Here is a 13,982-nt window from a genome sequence, read left to right as displayed (position 1 = left end):
TTTCTATTATATTTATCGTCACACTTATGACGGAAAAACTACTTCAATATCTTTGGAACTATAAGGTTTTCAAAAATTTTGACTTCAAGGATATTGAAGGAAATTCCGTTGAAATCATCCATTTCGGAAAATGGAATAAAAATGCTGGCCCTGATTTTCTGAATGCTAAAATAAAAATCAACGGCTTACTTCTCGCAGGAAATATAGAACTGCATGTTCGTTCTTCAGACTGGATTTTCCACAATCATTCTCAAGATCCCAATTATCAGAACATCATTCTGCATGTTGTACTTCAGCATGACATAGAAATTAAAGAACTTACCGGAAAACATGTTCCAGCTCTGGAGCTGAAAAATCATATCGATGAAAATATCATCCAGAAATATGAAAAACTCATTAATGGAAATGAATTTATTCCCTGTGAAAATATCTTTAATCCAAAAAAAATACCGCTGAACTTCCACGAAGAGAATATTCTGAAAAAGCTGGATGAGAAATCCCTGGAACTTGAGCGGAATTTAATTCAGTATAAAAATAATTTTGAAGCCGTATTGTTTCACAGTTTCGCCTATTCATTTGGATTAAAAGTAAATGCTCATATTTTCCGGCAGATTGCCGAAAGTGTGGATTACAGTGTTATTAATAAAATCCGCCAGAATCCTCTTCAGCTTGAAGCTTTATTTTTCGGAATATCGGGATGGCTAGAGAATCCGCAGGATGGACAGATGAAAATATGGAAAAGGGAATTTGATTTCATTAAAGCCAAATTTTCGATTTCGGATCTGAAGTTTCATCCTAAGTTTTTACGGTTAAGACCACCCAATTTCCCTACAATCCGATGGTCTCAGATGGCAGACCTTTACAAACATCAGAATCTATTTTCAAAGATTATGGAAGCCAGAAATGCAGATCAGCTGTATACTATCTTTAAAGCTATAAAAGCCTCTGAATACTGGGATTTTCATTTTAATTTCGGAAATATTTCAAAGGTACAGCCTAAAACACTGAGCAAGGATTTCATTGATCTTCTGATTTTAAATACTGTTCTTCCTTTAAAGTACACTTATCACAAATACCATCGGGAAGAGATTGCAGATGAAATTATTGAACTGTACAAAACTGTTTCTGCTGAAAAAAACACGATCATTAATGGGTGGCAAAAGCTTGGACTAAACATTACCAATGCACTCGAAAGCCAAAGCCTGATCTATCATCATAAAAACTATTGTGAAGCAAAAAATTGTTTAGCCTGTGGCATTGGATTTAAACTTTTAAAAGAATAATTCTCTTTATAGATAACATCATACAAAAACCTTATCAAAAAAATTCCTTAACTTGCAGTATTGGATTTAAACTTTTAAATAACAATCTGGAAATGCTGAGTAATATCCGTCATAAAATGGAAAGAGAATGGTTTGGTGTACTGACAAGAACGGGGGCCAAACTGGGAATTCCTGTATCTAAATTGAGAATCTTCTTCATTTACTCGACTTTTGCCACAGCCGGTTTTTTCTTTCTGATCTATCTGGGATTGGCATTCACACTTTGGATTAAAGATATTTTCATCACCAGAAGACCTAGTGTCTTTGATTTATAAATTATGGAATTTTTACCGATCACTTCTGCTGAAGATCATAGAATTCAGGAAATCTATGCTTCTTACACCACTACTTTTCCTGTAGACGAACAAAGGGATAAAGAACAGTTTGAGGGTTTATTTTCAAACCCTTATGTAAAGTTCATGTCTGTTGTCCATGAGTCTGAAGCTATTGGCTACCTCATCTTGTGGGAGCTTAGCACTTTTGTTTTTGTAGAGCATTTTGAAGTATTTGAAGCATTCAGAAGTAAGAAACTGGGTTCTCATATCATCAATCATATCTCAGAAAACTATCCGGGGGTTATTTTAGAAATTGAACCTGCAGATTTGAGTGAAGATGCTGCAAGACGTTATTCTTTTTATCAGAGAAATAATTTCAGTCTGATTGACGATACTCATATTCAGCCAAGTTATGGTGAGGGGAAAAAGTCTTTGAATTTATGGCTGCTTGCTAATTACACTCCTGAAAATGTGGAGGAAACAAAAAAAGAAATTTACAATATTATTTATCACTAAAAATATAAAACGCCGGAATTGTTTTCCGGCGTTTATTGTTTTTTTAACCACAAAAGTTTTAAACAAGTTTTAGTTTACTTCGTACTCAAGTTTTATGGTAATACTGGCTTCTTTTTCTTTGGAAGAAGTATTGAAAGTTCCTCCATAGGAATAGTCTTCATTAGAATTGGGGGCTGTAATCTGGATTACTCCCATTGTTGCTTTCTTCAGATTTCCCAGGCTGCTTCCAGAATTCTCAGCAATTTTTTCAGCACGTTCTTTGGCATCTTTTGTCGCACTGGCAATCATTTCCTGTTTCACGGTAGCCAGTTTAGTGTAAAAATAGGCTGGTGAAGAAGAGGTGAATTCAATTCCGCGATTGATAATTTCCGTAATATTTCTGGATAGGTTTTCTATTTTTCCTACTTCTTTACTTTCAATAGAAACTTTTTGGGTAAGATTATAACCTGAGAATTCTCCCTGTACGTAATTTCCATTGGTATCATTATAACTTTTGAACTGTTTTTGGATATCTACGGAAGAAAATACAATCTCCTTCTGCTGTATACCTTTTGAAAGCAGATAGTCATTGATTACTTTTCTGTCTGTCGCCAACTCATCATAAGCCGATTTCAGATCAGCATTATTTTTGGAAAAACTTCCGGACCAGGTGATCAGGTCTGATGTAAACTGTTTGGTACCGAGGCCTGTTACGGAAATTGTATTTTCAGATTTGTTTCTGTTTTTAATGGCGTTTCCTAAAAATCCGAGCCCGATTATGAAACCCAGCGCGGCTATAGCTACTGCAAAAATATTTTTATTCATAAAACTTGTGAATTTGGGTTGTTGTTACACTGAAGATTGTATCAATTACCATTCCAATATTTTAAGATTTTTTTAACATTTCAAAGATAAAGATTGAAAATACAACTTATTCAGCATAGCTAGATATTTCTCTCTTCAACTACTTTTGGTTTTCTTTCAGTCTTACGATAAAAAGAGGTACTGTTTCTTCTAACCTCAGCATTACTCCTGAAAGATTTTTTGCTTTCACATAGGTTCGTACCTGAGGTTTTGCTAAAAATGAAAACTGAATAAATTCTGAAATTCTGTCAGCGGGGATTCCGGCTTTTACAAAATAATCATCATCTATCCTGTCCCGAATCCAGGCAACATGTTCCTGAAGATCATCATATCTATATTGTCTTTTCTGTCTTCTCGCTTTACCACTTATCAGATCATAAACTCCCTGAACATTCAGATTTCCTAAAAGTATCGGCAAAAGAACACTCTTCACTTCGGCTGGTTTTTCTCTCATTTTTCCAACCGGCTGTGGAAGCCCTACTGCATCTCTCACCTGTTCTCCTTTATCTACTTTTGCAACAATCCGTGAATCTGTTTCCAGATCTCCCGTTAGTTTTTTTACAATCTTCACTTCTCCTACATCTCTCGGAATCTGATAAAGAGTAATAAACAGCGGAGAATTAACACCATTGGTAAGAACTCTTCTGGATGTTCTGTTGAAGTCTTCTTTTACAAATCTCAGTTCATCATTCGGATTGGCTTCTATAGAGAACACCCCTTCTGAATCAGAATATACCTTTTTGTCGGAAGACATGTTGATAACAATCACTTTACTTAAGTTTTCTCCATTATCATCCACTACCCGTCCTGTTACGGTCTGCTGAGAAAAAATAAAAGTACTGCACAGAAGCATAAGGAAAAGAAGAAATTTTCTCAGCCCAAATGTTTCAATATTTTCAGTCATATACCCCAACTTTTATTATTCTTTAGTTCCCTCTAATTTATTCGTTTTGCTGTATTCCGCGAATGCTGTTTTAAGCTCATACTCTACAACACTTATCTGAAAATCCTTCCTGTATCTCTTTGCCAGTGAACGTGTTTTTTCTGCATACAGGAGGAAGGTATCTATCTGTTCCTCATCCATTCCGTATTTTTTCAGAAAATTCAGGTTGACCTGATTTTTTACTCTTTTAAGGAAATCCTGAGTTTCATTGTAATTCGCTTTGGTAATTTTAGGTTTTGTTGCTTTCTTTACCAATCCTGATACAGCATTAAATACGCCAAACAGGTTTACCTGCCCTACATTAAAATCATGTCCTGTAAAAGTTTTTGAAATGGTATTATTCGGTAAAGGCTGATTAAGCGGACTTTTCATATAATCCTCCATATCAGATTTTAACGACTGAAGCTTTCTAGATTCATTCAAATGCTGATTATCTTTCGCTAAATTTCCTGTAGGCTTATAGGTAATTTTCACTTCAGGAATCTGGATTTCCATTCTTTTGAGAATAATATTCAATGGAGAATTCATTTCTTCGCTGGTAATCTTTTTATCAACACGGTAGTATCCTTCTTTAACAAATCTGATCTCATCATTTTCTTTTGCTTCAATCTCAAATGTCCCGGACATATCACTTAACATACTTTTACCTTGTGAAATATTGACAATGAGTACAGGTGTTAAATCCAGTTCGTTCCCCGTGATCACTTTTCCTGATATCTTTTGCTGCGCCCATAATCCCGAAGTAATACAAAAAAGCGCAATAAACAGAATCTTTCCGATACATTTTATTTTCATCTATCTTTGAGTTTGTGGAGCACGGTAGGATGAAATTCTTGTCAGAACAAAACGTTGGAACCTGTTCAGATCTGCATCACTGCAAAATCCGTATTTCAGTATTTTTTTTCTCTCAAAACCACCTGCAAAAACATAATAAATAAAATGGTCTATCAGAGGTTTTTCGATCTTAAGATTGGTAAAATAATCATCTCCGAGACTCGCTCTGATGTATTTCATCAAATCTACGTCATCCCATTTGTTTTTCACTTTTCCTATAGAGAATCCCTGCCCTTTTGGCTGTACAAATTCCCCCGGCTTGGCTGCCAATATTCTCGGGTCAGATTTCTTAGCCATATATTGGTCCATATCTTTGAGTAGCTTTTCAACCTTTTTAGGCTTGTTGTAGAGCTTTGAATCTATTTTAAGATTGCCGGTAAGCCCCTGTTTCACTTCCACTTCAGGAATCTGAATGGTTTGGCGAACAAGGCTTATATTCATAGGAGATTGTATATTTTCCTGAGAAACATTCCTCGTGAGTCTTTCATATCCTGCTTTGATAAAACGTAATTCATCCCCTTGTCTTCCGGAAATCATAAAATGACCGTCTCTGTTGGAAACTACGATTTCATCAGTACGGATATTGATTACATTCACATCTTCCATTTCAGCACCATTTTCAGATGTAATTCTTCCGAATATATAACTTTGGGCATGGGTATGTATAAAAAAAATAAAGGATAGAAAAAAGAATAGTTTGAGTTTCACTGGCTGTTTTTTATAGAGCAAAGCTAAAATTATTTTTAATGTATACCATAAGTTTAACCACAGTTAACGCGTTTTAATATTTCTTTTTGATTTTTGCCTTCTAAACTGTTAAATAGCCTGATTAAATTGTTAAAGTTTCTTTTAAATTTTAGCTAACTTGCAGTCTCAATTCTCTCTTTACAATGCAAAATTCTTACACAGTCATCAATGCTTCTGCCGGATCCGGGAAAACATATGCTCTGGTACAAAGGCTATTGATGATCTGTCTCCGCTATCCTAATCAACAGCAGTCGATAAGGAATATTCTCGCTCTGACTTTTACGAATAAGGCCGCGAACGAGATGAAGGAAAGAATTTTATCATGGTTAGGAAATTTTTCCGCTAAAGACTATGCAGAGAATACAGATCTGAAAAATATCCAGAAAGCATTTGAAGAACAGGGATTGAAAATTACGATTGATGAGCTGCATCATCGTTCTGAGAAACTGCTGGATTACGTTCTCCACAATTATTCCACATTGAATATCGGAACTATTGACCGTTTTAATTCAAGGCTGGTAAGAAGCTTTTCTTATGAATTAGGACTGGCTAAAAATTTTAATCTTGAAATTGAAGCTGAACCCTTTTTGATAGAAGCCGTTGATAAGATGCTGGACCAGATTGGGGAGAATGAAACGATCTCCAATTCTTTCATGGACTATGTAGATTATAGTCTTGAAAACAATGAAAGAATTAATCTTAACAAAAACCTTTATGATTCGGCAAAAGAATTTGTAAAGGATATTCACTATGAGCATCTGAAAAGCAATAAGAGTTTTGACGATGCCAATTACGAGAATATAAAGAATACACTTCGTAAAGAAATTGTTCTCAACAAAAAACAGTCTGCAGAACTTGCAGCCAGTTCTATTGAATTATTCAAATCCAGAAATATTGATATTGAAGATTTTGCTCAGGGTAAAAACGGAATTGGAGGTTTCTTTACTAAAGTCATAGATTTTTACCAACAGAAAAGAACCGGATTTCCTTTTCCTACTACTCAGGAAGAGTCTGTCATCAATAATTACAGAAAGGGAGCATCTTCCAAGTCAAAGCATAAAGAGTCTGAGATTTTTGAGATTCTTGACTCACTTCTTGATAACAGAATGAAACTTATCCTTCTGTACATTGAAACCCAGAAGAAAGAAAAAGTTTTGTCGGCTCTTCTTCCCTTAAAGGTAAATAAGGACATTCAGGATGAGCTTCAAAAAATTGAAGAGGAAAATGATCTTGTTCTTCTTTCTAAATTTAATATTCTGATCAATGAAAATCTTAAAAATGAACCTTCTGCTTTTATTTATGAAAAGGTAGGATCACAGTTTCAGCATTATTTCTTTGATGAGTTTCAGGATACATCAGAATTGCAGTGGCAGAATTTTGTTCCGCTGAGAGATCACAGTGTTTCTACGGAATATACTTCATTTACTTTAGTGGGTGATCCCAAGCAGAGTATTTACAGATTCCGTGGTGGAGAGAGTAAACTGATGCTGGATATTATCAACAAAAAAGAATTCTCACCTAAGGAAGCTGATCTTCTTGTGTTAAAGGACAACTGGAGAAGTGCCAGAAATATTGTACAGTTCAACAATGAGCTGTACCGTTTCCATTCTGAAGGACTTTTGGAAGAACATAAGAATATTTTCGGAGAAGATGCCGAGCAAAGTCCAAAATCAAAGTTTGACGGGCGTGTAAAGGTGAACCTGATCGACAATCTTACGAATGAAGAGTTCTACAATGATACTTCAGAAAGAATGCGGAAAGATATTCAGGAATGTCTGGACAATGGCTTTAAGTTTTCTGACATCACTATTCTTTGTCGTGGAAATTTTGATATTTTCAGCTACTCTCAAAAACTGGGAAGTTTAAAAGTTAAATATCGCGGTGAGGAAACGAATATTAAAACGATTTCCGATAAAGGTCTTACACTGGAACTTTCCAATACATTAAAGGCTGTGATTGAATTTCTGCGATGGGAACTTAATCCTAAGAATAAACATTGCCTGATTATGATGATGTATCATCTGAATACATTGGGAAAAATTCATATGCCGGATTTCACTTTAGAAATGAAAGAAATTCTGGACATTGAAGGTCATGAAGAAATACTTCAGTTTATTAAGGAGAAATATTCACTGCAGCTTAAGCAGGATAATTTTCCAAGGTTTAATCTATATAACTTTATAGAATATTACATCAACGAATTTTCTGTTGAAAACAAAGAAACCGACTTTTTACTGAATTTCCTGGAAATGCTTTTCAACTTCACGCAGAATGCGGGTGCCAGTACGAAGGAATTTTTGAAATATTGGGATGAAGAAGCTTCTTCTTACACCATTCAGGCTTCGGAAAACATTGATGCCATTCAGATCATGACCATCCACAAGTCTAAGGGACTGGAGTTCCCAATTGTTTTTATTCCTATGATGAACAAAAACCGGGATAATGAATTTACCAACTGGTTTGATACAAATGAAAATGAAGCTTTAAAATCCGTGAACATCAATCAGTTTAATAAGAATCTGGAAGTTTATGATGAGGAAATTCTGTTTTTTAACAGTAAAAATGCTTATAAAAACATGATTGACAGGCTATGTCTGCAGTATGTTGCCACTACCAGACCCGTTGAGCAGCTGTTTTTCTATCTTCAGAAAGCCAATAAGACCTCTAATAATCTTGAGCTTCTTGAATTCCTTCAAACAAAAAATACTGAACAGTCTGATGAGTTTGATGTGTATGAAGTGAATCCTGAACTGCTGAAAAAATACTCGAAAGATAAAAGTTCATCTTTTAAAACGCAGAATATTCAGGATCTTAAGAATGTTAATGAAAAAAGTACATCTATCAAGATTGCGACACCGTCTAAAAACTATCAGGTACGAAATGAAAAGGTAAGGATCGGGCTATTTGTTCATGAGCTTTTATCAAAAATCAATACTGAAAAAGATATATCAAAGGTGCTGGAAGGCTATGCGCTGGAAGGCCAGATTACACTGGAGGAAAAAAATGAAATACAGCTTACATTAGAGGAGATCGTGAAGACTTATGCAGAATTCTTTGATGAAAAATGGGAAGTGATCAATGAGAAAGACATTATGATCTCTGAAAACGGGGAAAGTCATATCTTCAGGCCTGACCGTATTTTAAAAGGTGAGGAAGGTTATATCATTGTTGATTTTAAAACAGGTGAACAGAAAACCAAAGATGAGGCACAGGTAGAAGGCTATAAAAACATTCTTGAACGTCTGGGGAAAAAGGTTCTTAAAACTCAGATTATTTATCTTTAAATTTTCCTATTCAGATAAAAAAAATATAAAACCGCTATTCTATCGGATAGCGGTTTTATATTTTTAAGAAGTTTCGGTCTTAAGCTGTTGTAGCAGGAACAAATACTCTCTGAGACAATTCCTGGTCAAAAAGGTATAGTGCTGATGGATTATCACATACCATTTTGATTTTCGTTACGTACTGAGAAGCGCTGGCTTCTTCTTCTACCTGTTCGTTGATAAACCACTGCAGGAATGATGTTGTTGCAAAATCTCCTTCATCGTTTGCATTTTTTACAATATTGAAAATACTTTTAGTTACTATTTTCTCATGTGCCAATGCTTTCTCAAAAATATCCGTAGCATTTTCGAACTCATGTGGAGGTTTTGGAATTTCTCCGATGATAATTTCCCCGCCTACATCATTCAAATAATCAAACATTTTATCTGCGTGCATTAATTCTTCTTTACTCTGTACTCTGAAATAGTTGGCAATTCCATCCAGATCTTTTCCAGAAAACCATGCAGACATTGAAAGATAATATTGAGCGGCGTATTGTTCGTGGGCTATTTGTTCGTTAATTAATTTTGCAATTTTTTCGCTAACCATAAGTATTAAATTTATAGTCAAAAATAAGGAATAAAAGCCCGAAATCAAAGGTTTTAAAGAAAATTAATACAAAAAGGATGGAAAAACATCCATCCTTATCACATTAAAAAACTAAAATTACAGGCTGCTATTTTACATCAGCTGCTCCTGTATTCATCGGCTTTTTCATCATTTTTCTTTCTTTCATTGCCATCTTCATTTTTTCTGCTTTTGCTTTTCTGTCAGCCTGCCATTTATCATATTGCTCAGGGTTTAGAATTTTTTTCATGTCAGCATCCATCTGTGCTTTCTTGGCCATCATTTCCTGCATTTTAGCTTGTCTGTCTCCTTTATTTTTCTCGAACTCAGCTTTTCTTTCAGCATTTCTTTTGTCCTGAAGGGCTTTTACCTGCGCTACCTGAGATTGGTTCAGATTAAGGTCTTTTTGCATTTCTGCAAGACGTTCCTGTTGTTTCTGCTCCATTTTCTGCTTCATTTCAGCGCCTCTTGCCTGTCTGTCTTGTGGAGTTGTAGTCTGTTGTGCCATTGCAAAACTTCCCATTCCGATAAATGCTATTGCTAAAACTAATTTTTTCATCTTTTTAAAATTTAATTAATTGTTATGTTGTTATTATACCTTTTTGATTATTAATTAAAACAGAAGTTAAATTAACAAATTCATAAATAATGTTAAATTTTAATAAAAATAAATCAATAAATAAACAAAAAAAAGGACAGATTATAAAAACCTGCCCTTCACACCACTTAAATATAATATATGAAAATTAATTCTTTACTAAGCTGCCTCTAAAGCCTCCATTACCACGGTTAGAACTTTCAGATTTTTGTCTGGAGCCTCCTCCATTATTTCCTCTGAATCCGCCGTTATCTTCTCTTTTAGGAGCTTCTCTTCTCACTTCACTGTTTCCTCTGAAACCGCCTCCGTTATTACTTCTGAATCCTCCATTATTCTCAGCATTTCCTCGGGTTCCTCCACTGTTATTAGTTCTGAAACCTCCATTGTTGTCAGTATTTCCTCGGGTTCCTCCATTATCAGAATTTCCTCTGAATCCTCCGCTGTTATTAGTTCTGAAACCTGCGTTATTGTCAGCGTTTCCTCTATTCCCGTCATTGCTATTTCTAAAGCCGCCATTATTATCACGGAAGCCACCGGAGTTTTCGCTTCTCGTATTTCTGAAACCATTACCACCTCTGTTGTCTCTTCTGACAATATCAAAAGTAGGGTTATCCATTCTACGGAATCTTGATCTGTCTACTCTGTAAATATTGATATTGATATTTCTATATCTTGGCATTACAGTATATCTTGGTCCATAATATGATCTTCTGTAATTCTGGAAATATACAACCGGGCTGGAACCTCTGTAATAGTTATTTTGGAAAACAACAAATACTCTTGGTCCTAATATCCTTTCCATAGCATAAAATCTATCATAATACCATCTGTCCGGGTTATATCGGTAAAAATTATTCCATGCTGTAAAACTTGCATACAGATTATTAAGTCTCATGATCTGATCTACCTGCCAGCGGCTTAATCTGTTCTGTACGAAAAATCCGTTCCAGTCGATATTAATAATGCTTCCTCTGTAGTCGTTATAATAGCTTTGATAATAATCACTTGGATAATAGTCCTGAGGATAATTGTAATAATAATCGTCAGGGAAATAATTTCTGTCATCTTCATCGCTGTAATAGCCATCTCCATTCTGATAATAACCATCATCACCCCAACCATTGTTCGGATACTGCTGAGCTGACGTCAAAACGCCCAACCCAAAAGCTAATCCTAAAAATATTTTTTTCATCTCTATAGTCGTTAATTGGTTAATATATAGCAGAATATCTTAATTCTATCTTTTTGATACAAATAAAAAAAAGAAGTTAAATCATAAGATCAAACTTCTTTTAAAATATTTTTAACTAATTGATAATCAGGTGTTAAATTTACATTCTACCACTGTCTTTTATCCAAAAAGCAATCTTATCATTGAAAGATTCTTTCTTTTTAAGATCTTCCAGTTTTATATGCATTCTGTAACGCCAATAATGTGGGAAAACCGCAGGATTGTTGATTCTTTCATTATCAATATTTTTATTAGCGAGTTCTGCATCTGTTGCCAGAAATTCCTGAATCGGGAAAATAGCCAGCATAGCATCATTATATAAATGCTGCTTCATAATGATCTCAGCAAGATGAGGGTTCAAATCTGCAGGGGCTTTACCATACTGTATCAGCTGCTGGTTGAAATATTTTTGTGTAAGAGCAGGATCTTCTTTCCACCACTGTCTCAAGGTTGAGCTGTCGTGTGAAGATGCTGTCACTACATTCATATAGCTTGCATTCTTAGGATTATAGAAAGGAATATTTTCAGAAGGCATTCTCTGTACCTTCAAAGCAATGATAGCTAATTCGTCCATTACAACCGGTACACATGCAGGAACCATTCCCAGATCTTCACCGCAAATCAGCATTTTAGTGGCATTCAGGATAACGGGAAGTTTTTCCATTGCTTTTTCAGACCAAAGATGATCCTGTCTTCTGAAGAAATAATCGTGATACAGATCATAAATACTTTTTTGCTCCAGTTCAGGAAGATGTTTGTAAGATTCTGTATTGTACACATTGAACCTTGGGTGATAAACTGTTTTCCCGTTTCTCTCTTCTGTTAAAAACAAAACATTGGCACACAGAGAAATCAATTGTTCCTCAAGCGAGCCATATGATTTCTTCTTAAAGAAATTAACCAGTTTTCTCTGGGAATCAAATTCTTCTTTGAATACATAGGTTCCGTCTGCATTGCGGTCCATAAATTCAAGAGCTTTCCCACTATCTTTTCCAAAATAGTCCCATAAAATCTGATTGTTGATAAAAGGCTTACAATACCTATCAAAATTAAACGGAATCTGCCAGGCTTTAAATTCTTCCGCAACTATAGGAACAGCCGGATAAAAGTACCCTAAAATTCCTTGTACGGCAGAAACAGGCATTCTCCATATTCTGAAGAAACCAAGAATGTGGTCAATTCTCATCGCATCAAAATACTGTTCCAGCGCTTTGAACCTGTTTTTCCACCATCGGTAATCATCTGCTTTCATAGCTTCCCAATTGTAAGTCGGGAATTCCCAGTTCTGTCCAAGTTCTGTGAATTGGTCAGGAGGTGCTCCTGCCTGAAAATCCATCCCGAATAATTCCGGCTCTGTCCAGGCTTCTACGGAATATCTGTAAATTCCAATCGGAAGATCTCCCTTCAACGAAATTCCCAGGTTATGGGCATAGTCAACAGCATCCTTCAGCTGTACATGCAATTGATACTGTACCCAGGCATGAAGCATTGAGATATCATAATCTTTATTTTTCGTTGTGAAAAACTGTAAAATTTTTCCTGCAATATATTTTTTATGGGTTTTCCACTCGTTGAAATTGGGTGTCTTATATTTGTCCCTCAACACGCAGAATGTAGAATAGGGAACCAACCAATGTTCATTATCCTTGATGAATTTTTTGAAGTTTCTGTCTTTGTAGATTTTATCTTTCTCTGCATAGAAAACAGCAGTAAGATATTTCCATTTACCTTCGATCATTTTTTCATAATCAATCAGGTCCAAAGCATTTAACTTCTCTTTTTCAGTTAAATACAAATCAACTAATTCTTTCGGTAAAGAATAATCAAGCTTTTCTATAGAGATATATTGTGGATGTAGAGCATAGACAGATACTGCTGCATAAGGATAAGAATCCGTCCAGGAATAATTTGCTGTTGTATCATTGATCGGAAGAATCTGAATAATACCAAGATTCGTTTCTTTTGCCCAATCTGCTAATTTTTTAATATCCGCAAATTCTCCTACACCGAAACCGTCTTCACTTCTCAAAGAAAATACGGGAACTGCAACTCCGGCATCATGATACATCTGATATCCTTTGAATCTAAAATAATGATTGGAAACAATCTGCAGAACATCACTTAATAGATTAGCTAACGTAAATCTGTTCTCTCCTGTTTCTACATCAATGACTCTGTTCTCTTTGGTATCATAAATGCAATATTTGAATTGGATAAATTCATCTTCCGGAATTTCTACAGAAGCTTCCCACATTCCGAAATCTGTCTGATGCAGGGGAATAACTTTTTCATAACTCCAGTTTCCTAAGGATGCAGTGCTTCCAAAGAGTACAATTCTCCAATCCGGATTATAAATAGGCGCTTCTATTCTGAATAAATGAGTATGTTTTTTTAAAACCGTTATTTTTTCGGGAACAAAATCATGCAGCTTGTTGTAAAGGATTTTGTTGTTTAAATAGTTTTCAGGAAAATTTTTGTTATTCCATTCGTCAAAAACTATAAACTCCTTATAATTATGGGGAAAATTAAGATGATGCGAAACAAATTCCTCTCTTAATACATTGCCTTTTTCATTGACTACCCGGTATTGGTAAGAAATAGATTTTGAGAAATTGTCAACTTCACACTTCCACAAACCATTCTCAGCATAAAACATAGTATGGATATGTACTGCAGCTCCTTCTTCACCAATTACCAACTGCAAATTTTCTCCAGCTTTTACAATATATCCTACATTAAAGTATAGTTTCATCTATATTTTTTTATAAAAATACATTTTAAT

At 35.1% G+C, this 13,982-nt stretch carries 12 protein-coding genes; 4 read left to right on the top strand and 8 right to left on the bottom strand.

Features of this window, described 5'->3' with window-relative positions:
• The first annotated feature begins 26 nt into the window (after positions 1-26).
• From CHRYMOREF3P_RS16800 to CHRYMOREF3P_RS16790, 3 genes are all read left to right on the top strand, one after another.
• Positions 27-1,283 (top strand): DUF2851 family protein, encoded by a 1,257-nt coding sequence (locus CHRYMOREF3P_RS16800; RefSeq protein ID WP_180565083.1) that lies wholly within the window; start codon positions 27-29, stop codon positions 1,281-1,283.
• Between the two features lie 92 nt (positions 1,284-1,375).
• Positions 1,376-1,597, top strand: a complete 222-nt coding sequence (locus CHRYMOREF3P_RS16795; protein WP_034695702.1) for a PspC family transcriptional regulator — start codon at positions 1,376-1,378, stop codon at positions 1,595-1,597.
• Between the two features lie 3 nt (positions 1,598-1,600).
• Positions 1,601-2,113 carry a GNAT family N-acetyltransferase gene (locus tag CHRYMOREF3P_RS16790; protein ID WP_180565082.1) on the top strand — a complete coding sequence of 171 codons (513 nt, stop codon included), beginning with the start codon at positions 1,601-1,603 and terminating at the stop codon, positions 2,111-2,113.
• Positions 2,114-2,182: 69 nt separating this feature from the next.
• Here the strand turns inward: CHRYMOREF3P_RS16790 and CHRYMOREF3P_RS16785 are convergent, their stop codons facing one another.
• The 4 genes from CHRYMOREF3P_RS16785 to CHRYMOREF3P_RS16770 all read right to left on the bottom strand — a co-directional run bounded on the left by CHRYMOREF3P_RS16785 (position 2,183) and on the right by CHRYMOREF3P_RS16770 (position 5,441).
• Positions 2,183-2,917: an SIMPL domain-containing protein gene (locus CHRYMOREF3P_RS16785; protein WP_180565081.1), complete on the bottom strand. Its 735-nt coding sequence runs from the start codon at positions 2,915-2,917 to the stop codon at positions 2,183-2,185.
• 139 nt (positions 2,918-3,056) lie between these two features.
• Positions 3,057-3,860 carry a carboxypeptidase-like regulatory domain-containing protein gene (locus CHRYMOREF3P_RS16780; protein WP_228408627.1) on the bottom strand — a complete coding sequence of 268 codons (804 nt, stop codon included), beginning with the start codon at positions 3,858-3,860 and terminating at the stop codon, positions 3,057-3,059.
• A 15-nt stretch (positions 3,861-3,875) separates the two neighbouring features.
• Positions 3,876-4,694 carry a hypothetical protein gene (locus CHRYMOREF3P_RS16775; protein WP_077413790.1) on the bottom strand — a complete coding sequence of 273 codons (819 nt, stop codon included), beginning with the start codon at positions 4,692-4,694 and terminating at the stop codon, positions 3,876-3,878.
• Positions 4,695-5,441: a carboxypeptidase-like regulatory domain-containing protein gene (locus tag CHRYMOREF3P_RS16770; protein ID WP_077413791.1), complete on the bottom strand. Its 747-nt coding sequence runs from the start codon at positions 5,439-5,441 to the stop codon at positions 4,695-4,697.
• 182 nt (positions 5,442-5,623) lie between these two features.
• Between CHRYMOREF3P_RS16770 and CHRYMOREF3P_RS16765 the strand changes: the two genes are divergently transcribed.
• Positions 5,624-8,764, top strand: a complete 3,141-nt coding sequence (locus CHRYMOREF3P_RS16765; RefSeq protein WP_180565080.1) for a UvrD-helicase domain-containing protein — start codon at positions 5,624-5,626, stop codon at positions 8,762-8,764.
• A 79-nt stretch (positions 8,765-8,843) separates the two neighbouring features.
• Here the strand turns inward: CHRYMOREF3P_RS16765 and CHRYMOREF3P_RS16760 are convergent, their stop codons facing one another.
• The 4 genes from CHRYMOREF3P_RS16760 to CHRYMOREF3P_RS16745 form a co-directional block, all read right to left on the bottom strand.
• The gene (locus tag CHRYMOREF3P_RS16760; RefSeq protein ID WP_047374012.1) at positions 8,844-9,353 is read right to left on the bottom strand and encodes a ferritin; all 510 of its coding nucleotides are present in this window, start codon (positions 9,351-9,353) and stop codon (positions 8,844-8,846) included.
• A 127-nt stretch (positions 9,354-9,480) separates the two neighbouring features.
• Positions 9,481-9,930 (bottom strand): hypothetical protein, encoded by a 450-nt coding sequence (locus CHRYMOREF3P_RS16755; protein WP_077413793.1) that lies wholly within the window; start codon positions 9,928-9,930, stop codon positions 9,481-9,483.
• Between the two features lie 187 nt (positions 9,931-10,117).
• Complete coding sequence (locus CHRYMOREF3P_RS16750; RefSeq protein ID WP_077413794.1) at positions 10,118-11,161, bottom strand: hypothetical protein; 1,044 nt, start codon at positions 11,159-11,161, stop codon at positions 10,118-10,120.
• Positions 11,162-11,300: 139 nt separating this feature from the next.
• On the bottom strand, positions 11,301-13,952 hold the full coding sequence (locus tag CHRYMOREF3P_RS16745; RefSeq protein WP_180565079.1) for a 4-alpha-glucanotransferase: 2,652 nt from the start codon (positions 13,950-13,952) through the stop codon (positions 11,301-11,303).
• Between the last annotated feature and the right edge of the window lie 30 nt (positions 13,953-13,982).

It is taken from the genome of Chryseobacterium sp. JV274 (assembly GCF_903969135.1).
GTDB lineage: Bacteria > Bacteroidota > Bacteroidia > Flavobacteriales > Weeksellaceae > Chryseobacterium.
Note: the sequence above shows the minus strand (reverse complement) of the source record. Positions and strands in the feature narration are given on the sequence as shown.

Excerpts from the sequence above, each read along its gene's own strand:
- CHRYMOREF3P_RS16760 (WP_047374012.1), bottom strand. The coding sequence starts at position 9,353 with ATGGTTAGCGAAAAAATTGCAAAATTAATTAACGAACAAATAGCCCAC.
- CHRYMOREF3P_RS16800 (WP_180565083.1), top strand. The coding sequence starts at position 27 with ATGACGGAAAAACTACTTCAATATCTTTGGAACTATAAGGTTTTCAAA.
- CHRYMOREF3P_RS16790 (WP_180565082.1), top strand. The coding sequence starts at position 1,601 with ATGGAATTTTTACCGATCACTTCTGCTGAAGATCATAGAATTCAGGAA.
- CHRYMOREF3P_RS16785 (WP_180565081.1), bottom strand. The coding sequence starts at position 2,917 with ATGAATAAAAATATTTTTGCAGTAGCTATAGCCGCGCTGGGTTTCATA.
- CHRYMOREF3P_RS16780 (WP_228408627.1), bottom strand. The coding sequence starts at position 3,860 with ATGACTGAAAATATTGAAACATTTGGGCTGAGAAAATTTCTTCTTTTC.
- CHRYMOREF3P_RS16755 (WP_077413793.1), bottom strand. The coding sequence starts at position 9,930 with ATGAAAAAATTAGTTTTAGCAATAGCATTTATCGGAATGGGAAGTTTT.
- CHRYMOREF3P_RS16775 (WP_077413790.1), bottom strand. The coding sequence starts at position 4,694 with ATGAAAATAAAATGTATCGGAAAGATTCTGTTTATTGCGCTTTTTTGT.
- CHRYMOREF3P_RS16750 (WP_077413794.1), bottom strand. The coding sequence starts at position 11,161 with ATGAAAAAAATATTTTTAGGATTAGCTTTTGGGTTGGGCGTTTTGACG.
- CHRYMOREF3P_RS16745 (WP_180565079.1), bottom strand. The coding sequence starts at position 13,952 with ATGAAACTATACTTTAATGTAGGATATATTGTAAAAGCTGGAGAAAAT.
- CHRYMOREF3P_RS16795 (WP_034695702.1), top strand. The coding sequence starts at position 1,376 with ATGCTGAGTAATATCCGTCATAAAATGGAAAGAGAATGGTTTGGTGTA.
- CHRYMOREF3P_RS16765 (WP_180565080.1), top strand. The coding sequence starts at position 5,624 with ATGCAAAATTCTTACACAGTCATCAATGCTTCTGCCGGATCCGGGAAA.